Below are 16,171 nucleotides of genomic sequence, written 5' to 3'. Positions count from 1 at the left end.
GCGGTCATCCCAGGGGCCGGGCAGGGGCCTGGGATCAGGATGGTCTTTGGTGAACAGGTCCCCCGTACGTCCCACTGGGCACGTCGCGCAGAGCCGCCAGGATCGCCGGGACGAGAACATCGTGGTCGCCCATGAGAAGGGCGGCCACGGCGTCAGGGGTGAGGTCGACGGTGAGGGTGTCGATGTGGATGGTCATGTCGTCGTCCATCCGGTCACCTCGGTGGTGGTGAGGGGGCGTTCGAGCTTGGCGTACTCAGTGCGGGCGGCGGCCAGCAGATGGTGCATGCGGACGGGTTCGCCGGAGTCCGCGGCGAGGTAGGCCGCGGAGAGGGCGATGGTGCTGATCGTGCCGCCGGGGACGGAGAGTTGGGCCAGCGCGGCGGGGTCCAGGCCGTCGGTGGGGGTCTGTGGGGGGAAGGCCCTGCGCCAGATCTCGGCGCGGGCAGAGGCGTCCGGGAAGGGGAAGTGGACGGCGAAGCGCAGCCGCCGCAGGAAGGCCGGGTCGAGGGTGTCCTTGAGGTTGGTGGTGAGGACGGCCAGCCCCCGGTAGGCCTCGATCCGCTGGAGCAGGTAGCCGACCTCGATGTTGGCGTACCGGTCGTGGCTGTCCTTGACCTCGCTCCGTTTGCCGAACAACGCGTCGGCCTCGTCGAAGAGCAGCACCGCACCGCCCGCCTCGGCGGCGTCGAAGACCCCGCGCAGGTTCTTCTCGGTCTCGCCGATGTACTTGCTCACCACCTGGCTCAGGTCCACCCGGTACAGGTCGAGACGCAGCTCCCCGGCGATCACCTCCGCCGCCAGGGTCTTCCCGGTGCCGCTGGGCCCCGAGAAGAGTGCCGCGGTGCCGAGCCCACGACTCGTACGGGCGGCGAAGCCCCAGTCCTCCAGGACGGTGACCCGGTGCCGTACATGGGCGGTCAGTTCGTGGAGGACGCGAAGCTGATGGTCGGGCAGGACCAGGTCGGCCCAGCGGGCGCGGGGCTCGATCCCCTGGACGAGGCCGCCCAGCGAGGGGCGGGCCAGCCGCCGGCAGGCATCCCACAGCGCGGCGCCCGCCTCGGGCGCGGCCAGTGCCTCCGTCGCCGCGGTGTCGACCGCTTCCAGGCCCAGATCGAACTGCCCCGCCACACGGTCGATCCAGTCCGAGAGGCCCGCCGCGGCCGGACCGAGGGCCTCGCGCCAGACAGCCCGTACGTCGTCCGCCCGGGCCGGGCCCACCTCCACGCGGGGGCCCGGGCCCGCGATCGGCTCGCGTGAGATCACGACCGTGGGAACGTCGAGCCGGTCGGCCAGGTCGAGGGCGAGGCGGGAGCAGTCCGGGACCGTGTCGTCGACCTCGATGATCCAGGCGGTCCCGTTCAGTACGGTCTCCCGCTCGCACAGTCGCGCCAACAGGTCCCGTTCCTCCGGGGCCTTGGGGAGGTCGGCAGCCCGTAGGCAGACGGGCGAGGAGTGGGCTTCCGCGCAGGCCCCGACCGCGGCCGATCTGAGATCCGGGACCGGTCGGCCGTAGAGCAGAACACAACCGGACTCGGGCCGGGACCAGTGGGCCGCCACCTGCTCGCCCGCCTCTCTCAGCGGCACTGGGAGCGGACCCGGCTCGGGGAGTCGCACGGTGAGCGGTTGAATCCTGGGATCCAGGTAGGCAACCCCGGTCAGGGCGTGCAGGATCCGCTCGTCGATCCGCAGGGCGCTGACGGTCGGTGTCTCCGGGTGGGCGAGTTCGACCAGATGCCAGCGCCGCAGCGGCCCCGCCGGGGTGAGCGCTGACCAGTGCGTGTCGGGCAGCTTCGCCAAGCTCAGGCCGAAGGTCGCCCAGGTGCGCTCCGGTGCGTTCTGGGCCTCGGCGCAGGCATGGGCGAAGTCCGTGTCCAGTTCGACGCCGGCGCACATCAGCAGCAGATCCCGCTCGAAGTCCGACAACTCGAAGCCGTCTTCGATGACTTCGAGCGCGGGGGGCGCGGGCATCGCCTTCCGGAGGTCGTCACAGTGGCGGGCGGCGTCCTCCAGGCCGTCCCCGCCGCTCAGCCGGAGGCGGAGCACATCGAGTGCGGCCACCAGATACCGCTGGTTCGCGGTGAGCCAGTCCACGTCGCCTCACGCCTTCATCTGCCGCACGTCGATCGTGCGGGTCGCCACCGGATTGGGAGCCGTCGGCAGCTCGCGGCCCTCGATCAGGACCGCCGTCGCCTGGTAGGCGATCGACAGCCGGTAGGAGGAGGGGTAGAGCAACGACCACAGCTTGGTCGACTCCTCCAGGTCCATCGGTTGCAGAGTGACGCGCACCGGGTCCGGTTGATCCACCAGGTCCGAGTGCCGCTGCCAGTCATTGGGGGGAACCGCCTCCCTCGCGAACCGGCGGATCAGTTCCGGGCTCAGCACCGGCCGTGAGGCGAGCGTGCTCACGGTGAGGCCCAGCAGCCGCTGGGGCTCCAGGGTGGATTCGTCACCGGAGAAGGTCAGCAGATAGTGCAGGTCGAGCGCCTGCCGGGGACTTGCCACGAGTGACCGGCCGTCGGAACCGCGCGTCGGCAGATCGGCCACCGTCCAGGCGCCGTTGGGAGTGACCCGGTACAGGTAGACATTGATCCCCCTAGCCTGCGCGTCGGTCGCCGCCAGCGACTGGGGGCGCAGCGTGGTGACCGCGGTGTTCTCCACACCACCCAGGGAGGGGTCGGCGAGGGCCTCGACCAGGGTCCGGGTGAGTGCGGCGGTCACCGTGGCCACCGCGAGGTGGTTGCTCATCGCGGCCCTCCTTCTTCCGTACGGCGGGCCAGATAGTCACCCAGCGACAGCGGTCGGGCCGCACGGTCGGGTTGCGCCCGGCGCGGCGGACCGGGCCGGGGCGCGGCGGACCGGCCGGGCTCCGGTGTGGTCCGTACCTCCACCCGCCCGATGTTCACCGTCACCCGGGCCGGCTGCGGCGGCTGCGGCGTCTGCTCCGCGGCCCGGAACACCGGCGGTATGGCATCGCGTACGGCATCCCTGAGCGAACGCTCCCCGGGCACGCGGAGGGCGGCGGCGCGGACAGGGTCGACGGATGACGTCGGCAAGCGGTCCGGTGGCGGGGCGTCGAGTGCGAGTTCTCGCGCTCGGGTCGACGGGACGACGGGAGGGCGGGATTCCGGTGGCAGGGGCAGTCGGGCCGGCGCGTCGGCCCCGGAGGGTTCCGGCGCGCGTTGGGTGGGAGGAGGGGGCGGGATCTGCGGGACCGGGAACGTGGGGGCGGGAGTGGGGGGCAGTTGTGGGCCACTGCTCGTCTCCGGCCGCTCGGGCGACGGCTGGCGCGGCGCCCCTTTCGCGCCAGCAGGGGCATCCCAGGCCGCTGCTTCCCGTTCCGGGTCAGGCACGCCTGTTGCCACGAATGTCGAGGGGGTGATGGCCGTGGGAGCAACGTTTACCGATGCCGAGGGGGTGGTGGCGGTGGCGGTGGCGGTGGCGGTGGCGGTGAAAGCAACGTTTACGGATGTCGAAGAGGAACCGACGGTAGGAGCAGTGCTCGCGGACACCGAAGCAGCACCGACGGCAGAAGCAAGGTCTACGGACGCCGAGGGGACACCGACGGCAGGAGCAGTGCTCGCGGAGACAGGAGGGGCAGTACCTGCGGGAGCAACACTGGTCGGAACAGAGGGGGCCGCGCCGAGTCGATCGCCGCCCGCAGCAGGAGCGGAAGGCGTAACGGCGGCGAGCCCGTCCCCCGGGTTCTCGCCCTCCTCCCAGCCCGGGAGTTCGTCCGCCACCGGCTCGAACCGCCCTCTCGGCCGGGGTTCGAGTACCGGGGTGAGCCCGAGGGTCCGCTCCGCCAGGTGGGTCAGGAATCCGCTCATCGGCTCACCAGTTCCAGGTACGCGGCGCGCCGCGCCGGGCTGAGGGCCAGCACCTCGGGCTCGGTCCAGCCGTAGGCGGAGGCCAGGACGTGCACCTGGTGCAGCAGAGCGACCGCCTGAGCCTGGACCTCGGCCCACAGCAGGGCGGGTACGTCCAGGGCCGCGGGAGTCTCCGCCCCGCAGTCGGGGCAGCCCGTACGGACGGTCACCGCGCCGCCCGGGGCTGCCTCCTCCATGGCCGCTTCCACCGCGGCGGCGGTCTCCTCGTCGAGATCCTCGCCACCGCCGGCCTCGGCCTGTACGCAGCGGGCGAGCAGCAGCCGCCTGCCCGCCGCCGCGTCGTGGCCCCGGAGCAGACGCAGGTCGCCGGTGGTGGGCAGCCGGAAACGCACGCCGGAGCCCGAGACCTCCGCCTCCAGCAGGGCGCCGGGCTCACGCCACGGCGTCCTGGGGAACGCGGTCAGGTCGAGGGGTACGTCGAGCTGTTCACCGCATCCGGTGCACCTCACGCACGCCTGGACGACCCCGCCCGTGACCCTGCTGAGGACATCGACGAGGACCGCGTCACGGCTGCCCACGTCCGTCGACTCGGCCTGGTCGCGTGACAGCCCGGTCGCCGAGGCCAGCAGGGTCACGGCTCGGTCGAGCGTGCCCTCCCGCACTCCGCGCTCCCAGGCGGTGATCGTCCAGGCCGGGTCGAGGCCGCTCATCAGCCGACGAAGGTGGGCTCTGTGGGCTCCGGGACGTCCACGTCGCGTTCCCAGCCCTCGTTCTCCAGCTTGATGTGCTGGATCGCGACGGCGTTGGCGTTGGCGTCGAGTTCGGGCAGCGCCTGGTACTCGGACACCCAGCAGCGGAACACCTTGTAGGCGATGGCGAGTTGACCCGCCTCGTTGTAGACCTCGATCACGATGTCCTTGCGGAAGTCCCGCAGCGACAGCTCCGAGGCCAGTCCGGCGCCGTGCATGTGCACCTTGTTCGCCCACTGTTCGAAGTTCGGGTCGTGGGTGACTCCGCGTTCCAGGGTGATTGCGGCGTAGTCGGTGCGGCCCGGTGACTTGCGGCTGCTGCTGGGGTCCCCGCCGTCCCGGTGCGACACCACTTCCGTGGTGCGGGTGAGGGCACCCACCTTGCTGACGCCTGCGACGTAGCGACCGTCCCACCGCACACGGAACTTGAAGTTCTTGTACGGGTCGAAGCGCTGTGCGTTGACAGTGAACTGGGCCATTCTTGTCCGCCTTGTCCGCTCTCGGTGTCTGTCAGGCCTGGGCCTGGGCGATCTGCTGTATCTGCAGCACCACGAACTCGGCGGGCCGCACCGGCGCGAAGCCGACGACGATGTTGACCTGGCCGGCGTTCACGTCGTTCGCTGTGGTGGTCTCGCGGTCGCATTTCACGAAGTAGGCGTCCCGCGCGGTGGTGCCCTGGAACGCGCCCTGCCGGAACAGGTTGTGCATGAACGCACCCAGGTTCAGCCTGATCTGCGCCCACAGCGGTTCGTCGTTGGGCTCGAACACCACCCACTGGGTGCCGCGGAAGAGGCTCTCCTCGATGTGCAGGGCGAGCCGGCGGACCGGGAGGTACTTGTACTCGTCGCCCAGGTGGTCCGCGCCACGGAGGGTCCGTGCGCCCCACAGCACTGTGCCGGTTCCGGGGAACGTGCGAAGACAGTTGATGCCGTGCGGGTTCAGCGTGCCGTTCTCGGCGTCGGTGAGGTTCACAGCGAGGCCGGAGATCCCGGTGAGGGTGGCGTCGACACCGGCGGGGGCCTTCCACACTCCGCGCGTCGCGTCGGTGCGGGCGATCACTCCGGCGATCGCGCCGCAGCCGACGAACGTGCCGATCCGGCCCCGCTCGGTCGGATCCGGTTGCTTCAGCCGGGGGAAGTAGAGCACCGAGTTGCGGGCTGCCTCGCCGGTGAGACCGAGATCGGCCAGGTTTTTCTTTTTCGCAGAATCTTCGCTCGGTTCGTCGAGCGCGTTGGCGACCGTCATGTCGCTGGGCGGGTCGACGATCAGCACGGCGCGACGCTGCGCGCAGTAGGTCTGAGCCGCCTGGTAGACGACGGGGTCGGTGTCCCCGTCCGGGGTCGCCGGCGGGATGCACAGCAGGTTGAACAGATCGACATGGTCCAGCGCGTAGAGCCCCTCGTGCTCCGAGCTCAGGTCGCCACCGAAGTAGTCGCCAGGCGCCAGAGCAGCTCCGTCCGAGCCCTTTTCGCTGACCGTGGCAGGTTTCTCGGTCGTGGCGGGAGCGGCCAGGTTGGGGTCCACCACTACCCGTACCAGTTGGGACTCGGCCAGGAGCACCTTGTCCACCCGCCGGGAGCTCTCGACCACCGTGACGTTGGGGAAGACTTCCTGCGGACCCTTGTCACCAAGCCTGACAACCAGGTTGAAGAGGTCGTCCCGGTTCACATCGAGTTGCTTGGCCACCTCCCCGGCGATGTTCGGAGGTGTATTGCGATCGACGGTCACCATCAGGTCGTCTGCCCAGGCTCCTACCTCCGTAGCCTCCAGGGTGAGCCCCAGACTTTTCGCGGCGTCCGTGGTTCCTTCGCCCGCAGCCCCTGGGACGGGGGAATCGGGGCTCCCAAGGGTCTTTGGAGTTCTTTTGCCCGCAGGCGGGGTCGCCGTCGCCGGCAGTGTCACTTGGGCCGGTTTGGGCTTCTCCTCGCCCGTGCTCACCAGCCGGACCACCACCGCCTGCCCGCCACCGTTGGCGAAGAAGTCGCGGACGGCGAAGCTCACCGTGCTGCCCTTGTACAACCCGCCGAAGACGCGCTCGTAGTCGGCCAGGCTGTTGATGACGGTGGCCTTGTTCACAGGGCCGCGCCGGGTCATGCCGACGAAGGCGGTGACCGAGGTCGCGACGCCGGTGACGGTCCGTACGCCGCTCGGTAGTTCGGTGACGTAGACGCCGGGATAGGAAGTCTGAACCGCCATGCTGCCCCATCTCGGGTCTGTCGAAGGTGTGCCGGAAATTCCGGGAGCAGGCCCGGACGGATGTGACCGTAGTGAGGCCTGCGTCACCGCTCCGTCACTGATGCGTCATCGGCCCCCGTGACAGCCACGGCACCGGCCATGAATGACAAGTACCCCGTGAAAAACGTGTGGTGACGGAGTGTTTGACCGAGGTCATACGGACGGGGGGAACAGCTCCAGGTGGCCGGGGCAGTGCTCGACCGGTGCGGCGCTCTGCGTGAAGTCCATGTGGCCACCCTGCGCGGTCGCCTGACGGAGTGCCGGCCGGGCATCACGTGACGGGCACCGCCGCGAGCGCCCGGCCGAGCTGCTCGCCGAAGACCGGGCCGCGCTCGGGAAGGCCAGCCCCGTTCCAGGCGTGCAGGGCAGGGTCCTTGTCGCCCGTTGGCGGCGGCGAGGACGTGGTCCTTCGCCTCGTCCTCGCCGATCGCCTCCAGTTCGGGGCCGAGGTCCATCAGATGCACGGCGCCCCGCACCTTGTGCATGAGGTTGGAGGCAAGGCCCTCCATGGCCTTGTAGACGAGGACGCGGCGGCCGACGAGGGCGCGGGCACGTGCGATCACGGCGGCGCCGGCGTCGGTGTCGCCTCGGTCTGTGCGGATGACCTCGAGGTCGCGGGAGACGTTGCGCAGCCGGAGGATCCCGCGGGTGCTGGTGTCCTCGATCGTGACGCCGAGGAGGGTGGCGGGGAACTTGGTGGCGGCCGCGAGGCGCTCGAGGTCGCGGGCGACGACGTCGCCGAAGACGAAGAGGTCGACGGCCAGGACCCGGACGCGGGCCTGCCACTGCGGTGCTTCACCGGGCGGGCAGGGGCCGGTGGCCTGGGCGACGGTCAGGGGCAGAGCGCCGATCGAGGCGGGCTGGTCCACGATCACCAGGACGGTGCCGAACTTCGCCGTCAGCTTGTCGACGACGGCCCGCAGCTTCGGCTCGCGGTTGGGCAGCTGCTTGTCGAGGAATTTCTCCCCGGCCGGGGTGAGCCCGTGGCCGTGGTGAGTGGTCTTGCCGACGTCCAGGCCGAGGAACACGCCCACGTCTTCGGCGCCGAACATCGCGCCTGGGCCACGTCACGCGCTTTCCTACTGAGCACCACTCCGCCAGCCATACCGGTACGGCCCCCCTGGACGCCTCCAGCGGGAAGAACACCCGCCACCGCCTCAACACCCGGGGGAAACCGAGCCCTCAACTCGGTGCCGCACATGGTCGGTGTCTGCCAGATTCGCGACGGCGGCCGTGGACAGGAGTACTACCTGCGCAAGATCGCCGAGGGCTGGACACCGGCGGAGGCACGCAGCGCCCTCAAACGACGCCTCTCGAATGTTGTCTATCGCACCCTCAAACCGCGACCGTCACAAGGCTCACATCACGATCGCTTGACACACAGAGGCGCTCATCAGCGTCTCCGACGGCGCCTCCCGGACCCGGTGCCCCCCAGGTCATCCGTTCTCATCCGTTCGACAGGGAGGAGCAGTCATGCCGGCCCGGAGGCCGGCGGCCCTCTTGCAGGACCGGGCAAAACACAGCGGGGGCAACGTGGGATCCGGGGTGACTGCGCGTCCAGCCACCCCATGGTGCAGTCGGGGCAGAGGTCCGTGCCCTCCAACCGACTAGAGAAGCCGCCCCATCAGATCAGGGCCGCCTTCGTCCGGTTCCGGAGAGGTTCTCGCCGGAACACCAGGTCGGTGAGGTCCAGGGACGGCTCCACGCCCAGTTGCTCCGCCAGCAGAGCGCGGAACCGCTTGTACTCGCGCAGTGCCTCGGCGAAGTTGCCCTCGGCGAGGTGGACCCCTATCACAGCGCGGCGTGCGCTCTCCCGCAGTGGTTCGCTGCGGACCGCTTCAAGGGCGGCGTCGAGCGCCATCGCATAGCCTCCCAGAGCGCACAGATCGGCTGCGGCCGCCTCAAGCTGGTGCAGGCGGAGCTGGCGCAGCCGATCCCGTTCGAAGATCACCCAGTCGTCGTCCCAGCCGGGTAGGAGCTCGCGCAGCCGTAGTTCCGGCGAGTGCAGTCCGGTACCGCCGGGGTGGCGGAACCGGGCGCCCGCGGTACTGACGAACTCGGTCACGTCGACCCTGACGAACTCGGCCAGGGCCAGCTGACCCCGCGCCGCCACGATCAGTCCGGGTACGGCGTGGTTGAGCCGCCACATGGTGGTCCGCAGGCTGCCCAGCGCTCGGTTCTCGGGCACGTTTGACCAGAGGGTCCCGGCGACGACGGTCCGTGGGGCGGGCCCGAGCAGACTCAAGAAGGCCAGCAGTCGTTGGCCATTGGTCACGGGATGGATCCAGGTGCCTTCCACCTGGAGACGGAAACCGTCGAACAGCTCGATCCGCCCTCTTCTGACTGATTCGCGCACGGGCGCACCAGGCGACGACACAAGGCCCCTTAAATCGTGGTGGTGTCCAATGTGGATATTGAAACTTGACTATGCCCGGCCCGACGGACAGCCCCTGACCGGCGCCGACTTCGACCAGCGCCGTGCCCGTCTGCAGCAGGCGTCCGCCGCTGCCACGGCGGGCACGTAGGCGTTTTGGGCTCCGGCAAGACCGCCCTGGTCCGCGCGATCGTCGGACTGCAAGCGGTCACCGGCGGCACGATCCTCCTCGACGGCACCCCGCTCGGCAGCGGCCTGCGCGGTCGTGACCGGGAGCAGCGGCACCGGGTTCGACTCGGGACGCAGCTCTCGGCCGTCGGTGTGTCGGGCTGAGCACGCTTCAGAGCTTCGGGATCTTCAGCGCGGCCCACGTACTGGGGCCCGGGATCCCGTCCGCGTCGCCCGCCAGTTCTGGCCGGGAGCGCTGGAAGTCAGCGACGTTGCGCCTGTCCGCCTCCGACCATTCGGGTCCGGGACCGGAGGTGTAGTGCTTGCCGAAGCCGAGCTCCACCAGGCGCCTTCCGAGGGCGGTGACCAGGGGGCTGCGGCGGCCGGCGTGGAAGAACGCCGTCCCCGGAAACGGCTCGTACCGCGGTGTCGGCGGCTTCGCCGGGGCCGCCGTCGGCAGTTTCAGTTTCTGCCCCACGGAGATCTCGTCGGCGTCCTTGATGCCGTTGAGGGACAGCAGTGCACCCACGGTCGTGCGGTGCGCGGCCGCGATGGAGGTCAGGGTGTCGCCCGCCTTCACGGTGTAGGTGCCGGACCCGGTGTCCGGAGTGGTTTCCCCGTCGGCGGAGCTGGGCCTGCCCGGTACGATCTCGGTGTCCAGGGCCCCGGGGTCCCAGTGGTCCTGGCCGGGGATCTGGGAGTGTCCGTAGTGGCCGCCCTTGTTCTCCCAAACGCCTCTGGGCCGCTCCGTCGCGGCGGCGGCGGTGGCCGGCGGGGCCCCGACGGGCCACACGTCCGGGATGCCGTGCGCGCGTATCGCGGTGAGCAACCTCTGGAAGTTCGGCTTGGCCTTCGGGTCGAAACCCTTCGTCCACGGAGCGCTGGCACGTCCCAGCACCTCGATCTGGATGCAGACCTTGCCGGTTCGGTTCGTGCGGTGCGTGCCGTCGTTCTTCAGCGCCCTCGACGACAGGTTCAGGGGCCCGAACTGGCCCAGCCGGTCGGTGACAGGGCAGTAGATCACCTGCGGTTCCACCCCGGCACGTATCAGGAAGGCGGCCACGGACGTGAAGTAGTCGCCGCCGGCCGGGGACTCGGTGGTGTGCCACACCGCCCGCGGCGGCTCGAGCGGGGTGTCCATCGGTCCTCCGATGCGCTGCGCGCCGAACCGGGTCACGCCGGCGATGTACGCCGGGCCCGAGGCGCTGTGCGGCAGAACGCCCAGGCTGCGGTCGCCGCTCAGAGTCCCTACGAAACCCTCGCCGCTCTCGTCGTGGGTCTTCGGCAGCGGGTCGGGCTCGTCTGCGGCGTGCTCGGCCGGGCTGGTGGGCTCGTAGACGTCCAGGTCGCCGTCGTCGCGCAGGACCATGAAGGCGCCCTCGTACCGGGGGTGTTCCTTGACGTGGCGCTCGGAGCCCGGAAGGGCGGCGATGGCGCGTACCCGGTCGATGTGGGCCTGGTCGACGGTGCCCATATAGGTGGTGGTGATGCCGTGGGTGTCGGGGTCCGGGTGGTCGACCGCGACGTGGAAGGTGGTCATGTCGGAGTTCCGTTCTCGGGGTCTGAGGAGGTCTTTGCGCTCGGGCGGGGCGACGCGGGTACGCGGGCGGGGGACGTGAGGTGCACGCCTTGCCGGCTCCGGGCGCGGGCCAGGACGGTTCGGGCCTCGGGAGAGGCGAGGGGTGAAGGGGGCGCGGTCGCGGAATCGGTCAGGAGCTCAGGAAGGTCACCCGCTCGGCCGTCTCGATCATCTGCCGGGCGAAGTCGCCGGATCCGAGCGACTCGACGCCCAGCGCCGCGGCGATGCTCCTGGTGAGATCGCCGATGGGCAGTCGACCGCCCGGCCCCCTGGAAGGGGGTCCGCACCATGATCTCGCTGAGGTAAGGGAGATCCTCGTTCCGATCCAGACCGGTGGCCGTATCGCGGTAGGGGAGCCGGGTGAAGTCGTTGTCCGGTCCCCGCACATCGAGATCGTCGGCCAGACACAGTGCGTCGAGGTGGACCGGTGCGACCACGGTCCGCCGACGCTCACCGGTCTTCCGCCGCTGAGGTCGGACATGCGACGACTATCCCTTGCAACACGGTTCCCCCGGAGTCCAGCTGCTGGCCGAACGGTGTCTCTCCCAGATCAGCGAGCGTCAACGTAGTCGGCAAGCAGCCGTATGAAGGGCGCAGTTGGTTGAAAGCGGCAGTACTGGCGACGGCGTGATCCGGCCGTCTCCACGGGAACTCGGGCCCCACGCGTACTTCGCGATTGTGCGACCGCAACGACCGCAGGGAACGAGGCTGTCCGGCCCGCTGGAGGCTGTTGTCGGGACGAGAGCCGGCAGCTCGCCGCAGCTGCTCCGGCAGCGGGCTCACCACGTGAGTTCCTCGTGAACGCCGAGGCGGTCGAGCGCGACGAGGGCGTTGGACAGGGCCTTGGGCGGGACCATGCGCGGGCCGTCGTTCCTGGCGCGGTGAAGTTCCCCCTTCGCACAACGAGGGCGGCCCGATCCCTGTCCCTCGGGCGGGCCGCCGCCTCCGGTCCGGCCGTCGTGGGCGATGGGACCGGCTCCGGCACCGGAAGGTTCCCGCGCGGTTCTTCCGGTGGTCCTTCCCGTTGTTCTTCCTGGTGCCCCTTCCGCCCCCGTGCTCTTCAGCACGCGGTCAAGCAGCAGCCGCTCCTCATCGAGTACAGGAGTCGTCCGTGAACGGCCTCGGAGCACGGCCTGCGTGCCGACCTGTCCGCCATGCGCGTCCACACCGGGCCTGCCGCCGACCGCCTTGCCCGCGGTCCGGGCGCCGAGGCGTTCGCCGGCGGATCACACGTGTTCTTCCGGCGAGGCGCCTATCGGCCGCACTCCCCGTCCGGGTTCCGGCTGGCTGGCCCCCGAAGCCGCCCACCTCGTCCAGCAGGCCCTTGGCGAGGTCGGCGGAGCCAGGCGCGGAGGATGGACCGTCAGCGTGCCCGGCGACCTCTGGGAGCAGGCGGCCGACCGCTGGGCCGAGGGGAGCTGGTCCGCCGCCTCATGCCCGAACTGGGCCTGGCGCCCTGCCCGCCACGGCCGAGAAGGTTCAACCTCACTCAGGCTGCGGCCGGTCGCGTGCGGACCTCGCCGGCCGCAACTTCACCGCGGATGCGCCCGGGAAAGAGCTCGTCGGTGACTTTACCCATATCGCCGCCGGGGAAGGCCGGCCGTATCTCGCAACGGTCTATCGACTGCTGCACGAGGGAAGTCTTCGGTTACGCGATGGACGACCACTACCGAAACTCGCTCCCCCACCCTCCCCCCTCACTTCGCGGCCGGCATCAGCGTCGCCCACGTCCACCCCACCAGCACCTCACCGACCCGCCTGTTCGCAAGGGAGGGCGGCCGCCAAGCAGTGGTCGCCGGTGAGTACCATCCGCTGAACGGCGAGGCGTCGGAGTCCTCGCCCGGATGCTTCGGGCAAGACTCGAAGGGGATCGTCCCGTGAGGCGGGACGGTACGGGGGGCAGGGGAGTTGGCGACGTTCGGTGAGATGCTGTTGGTCTTTCGCCGGGCCGCGGGGTTGACACAGGAGGAGCTGGCCGAGGCCGCCGGGATGGCGGCCCGGTCCATCCGGGATCTGGAGCGCGGCCGGCGGGCGCGTCCGCAGCGCCGCACGGCGCAGTTGCTGGTGTCGGCGCTGGGGCTGGGTGACGCCGACGCCGCCGCGTTGCTCGCGGCGGGCCGCCCCGGCCGGCAGACGATTCCTCCTGCCGACGACGGCCCGGCGCCGTCCGGGCTGCTCGGTTGTCAGGACCAGCTGGTGGTCCTGGAGCGTGCGGCCGGCGAGGCACGGGCGGGCCGGGGCGGCGTGGTGCTGGTACGGGCGGGCGCGGGGATGGGGAAGACCGCGCTGCTGGATGCGTGGGCAAGCCTCCAGCAGCCGCGGGAGATGCTGGTGATGTCCGCGAGCGGGGCGGAGCTGGAGCAGGGCTTCGCCTTCGCGGTGCTGCGGCAGCTGGTCGAGCCTCTGCTGGCCCGAGCCGGCGACGAGGGGCGGGCACGGCTGTTGTCGGGTCCGGCGCAGTTGGCGTCGCACGCGCTGCGTGTGGAGGGGACCGGTGAGCTGTCGCCCGAGGCATCGCTGGGCCTTCTGCACAGCCTGTACTGGCTGATGGTGCATGTCGCCGACGAGGGGCCGGTCGCCCTGGTGGTCGATGACGTGCACTGGGCGGATGTCCCGTCGGTGCGGTGGCTTGAGTACCTGGCGCGGCGTCTGCGGGGTCTGCCCCTGCTGCTGGTGCTGGCGGGGCGGCCGGACAACGGGGCCGGGGCCGAGCCGATGCTGGAGCGGATCGCCGGACAGCCGTACTGCCGTCTGGTCGGCCTGCCCGGGTTGGACATCGACAGTGTGACCCACCTGGTGCGGGCGAGCCTGGGGCCCGCTGAACCACGGTTCGTCGCCGCGTGTGCCTCGGCCACCGAAAGCAACCCGCTGCTGCTGCACGAGTTGCTGCGGACCCTGGCCGGCAACCAGGTCAGGGCCACCGACGATCGGGCCCATCTGGTGGCGGAGTTCCGGGGCCGGATCCTGGCCGGAACCGTGGTCAAGCGGCTGGCCGACGAGCCGGAGCCGGTCCTCCGCCTGGCGCGGGCCCTGGTGGTGCTGGGGGACGAGGCCACCTGGAAGGTCGCGGCCGAGCTGGCGGGGCTGGGCGAGTCGACGGCACGGGAGCTCGGCGGCAGGCTGCGGCAGATCGGTGTGCTGGCGCCGGATGAGCCGGTGCGGTTCGGGCACGCCCTGGTCCGCACCGCTGTCGCCGAAGCCGTCCTGGGGCCGGTGGAACTGGCCGCCGGTCACGCGCGGGCAGCCGAACTGCTGCGGAGCGACGGCGCGGCCGACGATCTGGTGGCGGCCCATCTGCTGCTGGCCGAACCGGGCGGTGAGAGCTGGTGGGTGGACGCCCTGCGGGAGGCGGCGCGGGCGACTCGTGGCCGAGGGGCTCCGGAGGTCACCTCCGCCTATCTGCGCCGGGCTCTGCGCGAGCCGGTGTCCGTCGAAGAGCGTGGTCCCTTGCTGCTGGAGTTGGGCAAGGACGAGATACAGATCGATGTCGGCGCGGCCAGGCACCACCTGACGCAGGCCTCGATGGCGTTAGCCGACCCGTATGCGCTGGCCGAGGCGGCCTCTCTGCTCGCCAGCGCGCTGTTCCTCAGCCATGAGCACGAGCGCGCCGTCGACATCCTCGCCCGTGCGGTGGACGATCTGGGGCAGACCGACGACGGCATCGGCCTCGCTCGTGAGGTGTCGTGGTTCCTTCAGGCGCAGATGCTGTTGATCGGTTACGACCAGCTGTCCACGCTCCCCGCCGCACGCCGGCACGCACGACAGCTGTGGGACCACAAGCTGGCCGGTGACACCCCTGGTGAGTGCATGGTCCTGGCCGCGCTGTCCGCCTCGGCCACCACCGGGGAGGCCAGTGCCCAGGTCACCAACGACCTCCTCGACCGGGCCCTGCGAGGCGGCCTGGTCGCAGCGGACACGTCCCACATGCTCGTGACCCTCGCCGGGCTGGCCTTCGTGGCCACCGACCGGCTCGACGACGCAGTCGCGCGCTTCGACCGCATCGGCGACATGGGCGGCCGATGGGGCTCGTTCCTGATGGTCTCGTCCGCGCTGACCTGGCAACTGCTCGTCCAGGCCCGCCGCGGCCGACAGCTCCCGCTCACCGCTGACTTCGGACACCCCGCCACCACGGCCGACCAGGGCTTGGAGCCTCGGGTCAGGCTGGCGATGACGACCCAGGTGGGCGAGTCGCTGATCGAGCGGTGCGACCTGACCTCGGCGACGGCAGTGCTCACCGCGGACGCCGACTTCGACCGGGTGGGCTGGACCTGGCAGGGCCCGGCGCTCCTCGCACGCAGTCGCCTGCACGCGGCGCGGGGCAACCCGGCCGCCGCCCTCGCCATCCTGCACGAGTACGGCGCGGAGGAGAACCGGGCACAGGTCATGAACCTGGCCGGGGTGCCGTGGCGGTCACGGGCGGCCTTGCTGCACCTCACGCTCGGACAGCGGACGGACGCGCTCGAACTGGCCACCGAGGAACTGGAGCTGGCCCACCGGTGGGGCACCGAGCGAGCGATCGGGGTGGCCTCACGCTGTCTGGGCGTCATCCACGGCGGACGCAGGGGACAGGCCCTCCTGCGCGAGGCCGTGGCCCTGCTGAAACGGTCCCCCGCCCGACTGGAACTGGCCCGCGCCCACTACGGGCTGGGAACCGCTCTCATGCGCGGCGGCGAGGCCGACGAGGCCCGCCAGGCCCTCACCCAGGCGCTCCACCTCGCGGACACCTGCGGCAGTGTCCTGCTGGCCGGCCAAGTACGCGCAGCGCTCGCCGCGGCAGGAGTGCGCCCGAAGCCAGCTCCACCGGCGGCCCCGAGCCTCTCCCCGACCGAACACCGGCTGGTCGAGCTGCTCCGCGCAGGTCACAGTGACCGTCAGATCGCCCAGGCCCTGCTCCTGACCCCGCACGACGTGACCGGACTTATCGAGCAAGCCGGCCGCAAACTGGGGGTGAGCAGCAGGGCGGAGCTGGCGTCCCCGGCCTAACTACTCGCTCCTGAAAAAGGGTTCGTCCAGCTGAGAGGCGATGCATCTCCCCTCCTACTGTGGAGACCGTGACCGGAGGGATAGTTGGGGGTCATGGCATCCAGGAAGCGCATCTACGACGCCGAGTTCCGTGAAGGGGCGGTACGGATCGTGACGGAGACCGGGAAGCCGATTCCGGAGGTGGCCGACGATCTGGGCATTTCATCCCGGGACGCTGCACAGCTGGGTGTCGCGGGCGCGGCGAAACGGGTCGCCG

12 protein-coding genes and 1 pseudogene are annotated in these 16,171 nt (G+C 70.7%); 4 read left to right on the top strand and 9 right to left on the bottom strand.

Features of this window, described 5'->3' with window-relative positions; translation table 11 throughout:
* Positions 1-34 precede the first annotated feature (34 nt).
* The 7 genes and pseudogenes from AQJ64_RS49090 to AQJ64_RS45925 form a co-directional block, all read right to left on the bottom strand.
* Positions 35-208, bottom strand: a complete 174-nt coding sequence (locus AQJ64_RS49090) for a hypothetical protein (protein ID WP_157881157.1) — start codon at positions 206-208, stop codon at positions 35-37.
* On the bottom strand, positions 193-2,091 hold the full coding sequence (locus AQJ64_RS50865) for an ATP-binding protein (RefSeq protein ID WP_099054137.1): 1,899 nt from the start codon (positions 2,089-2,091) through the stop codon (positions 193-195). The genes AQJ64_RS49090 and AQJ64_RS50865 overlap by 16 nt, the downstream gene beginning before the upstream one ends.
* Before the next feature lie 6 nt (positions 2,092-2,097).
* Positions 2,098-2,745, bottom strand: coding sequence for a Pvc16 family protein (locus AQJ64_RS48095; protein ID WP_099054136.1), 648 nt, complete (start codon positions 2,743-2,745; stop codon positions 2,098-2,100).
* Between the two features lie 1,078 nt (positions 2,746-3,823).
* Positions 3,824-4,537: a hypothetical protein gene (locus AQJ64_RS16900; RefSeq protein WP_055634717.1), complete on the bottom strand. Its 714-nt coding sequence runs from the start codon at positions 4,535-4,537 to the stop codon at positions 3,824-3,826.
* Positions 4,537-5,055, bottom strand: coding sequence for a phage tail protein (locus AQJ64_RS16895; RefSeq protein WP_055634718.1), 519 nt, complete (start codon positions 5,053-5,055; stop codon positions 4,537-4,539). The genes AQJ64_RS16900 and AQJ64_RS16895 overlap by 1 nt, the downstream gene beginning before the upstream one ends.
* A gap of 31 nt (positions 5,056-5,086) precedes the next feature.
* Positions 5,087-6,772: a phage tail sheath family protein gene (locus tag AQJ64_RS16890; RefSeq protein ID WP_055634719.1), complete on the bottom strand. Its 1,686-nt coding sequence runs from the start codon at positions 6,770-6,772 to the stop codon at positions 5,087-5,089.
* 851 nt (positions 6,773-7,623) lie between these two features.
* Positions 7,624-7,863 (bottom strand): annotated as a pseudogene (locus AQJ64_RS45925) (IS110 family transposase); the annotation flags it as partial.
* 5 nt (positions 7,864-7,868) lie between these two features.
* Here AQJ64_RS45925 and AQJ64_RS52310 point away from each other — a divergent pair.
* The gene (locus tag AQJ64_RS52310; RefSeq protein WP_206189732.1) at positions 7,869-8,360 is read left to right on the top strand and encodes a transposase; all 492 of its coding nucleotides are present in this window, start codon (positions 7,869-7,871) and stop codon (positions 8,358-8,360) included.
* Positions 8,361-8,435: 75 nt separating this feature from the next.
* On the opposite strand, the gene AQJ64_RS16880 is transcribed toward AQJ64_RS52310, so the two are convergent.
* Positions 8,436-8,999 carry an AfsR/SARP family transcriptional regulator gene (locus AQJ64_RS16880; RefSeq protein ID WP_159060295.1) on the bottom strand — a complete coding sequence of 188 codons (564 nt, stop codon included), beginning with the start codon at positions 8,997-8,999 and terminating at the stop codon, positions 8,436-8,438.
* Positions 9,000-9,341: 342 nt separating this feature from the next.
* Here AQJ64_RS16880 and AQJ64_RS48090 point away from each other — a divergent pair, with 342 nt between their 5' ends.
* Positions 9,342-9,518 carry an ATP-binding cassette domain-containing protein gene (locus tag AQJ64_RS48090; protein WP_107103403.1) on the top strand — a complete coding sequence of 59 codons (177 nt, stop codon included), beginning with the start codon at positions 9,342-9,344 and terminating at the stop codon, positions 9,516-9,518.
* Positions 9,519-9,525: 7 nt separating this feature from the next.
* Here AQJ64_RS48090 and AQJ64_RS50860 read toward each other — a convergent pair whose 3' ends face one another.
* Positions 9,526-10,893, bottom strand: coding sequence for a LysM peptidoglycan-binding domain-containing protein (locus tag AQJ64_RS50860; RefSeq protein ID WP_055634722.1), 1,368 nt, complete (start codon positions 10,891-10,893; stop codon positions 9,526-9,528).
* A gap of 1,172 nt (positions 10,894-12,065) precedes the next feature.
* Between AQJ64_RS50860 and AQJ64_RS52305 the strand changes: the two genes are divergently transcribed.
* On the top strand, positions 12,066-12,734 hold the full coding sequence (locus AQJ64_RS52305) for an eCIS core domain-containing protein (RefSeq protein ID WP_425315611.1): 669 nt from the start codon (positions 12,066-12,068) through the stop codon (positions 12,732-12,734).
* Between the two features lie 124 nt (positions 12,735-12,858).
* Entirely contained in the window at positions 12,859-15,915 is a 3,057-nt protein-coding gene (locus AQJ64_RS16870) for an ATP-binding protein (RefSeq protein WP_079061719.1), read from the top strand.
* The last annotated feature ends 256 nt before the right edge of the window (positions 15,916-16,171 follow it).

It is taken from the genome of Streptomyces griseoruber, from assembly GCF_001514205.1.
GTDB classification, from domain to species: Bacteria; Actinomycetota; Actinomycetes; order Streptomycetales; family Streptomycetaceae; genus Streptomyces; species Streptomyces griseoruber.
The sequence above is the reverse complement of the archived record's forward strand: the minus strand, read 5'-3'. Positions and strand labels throughout refer to the sequence as shown.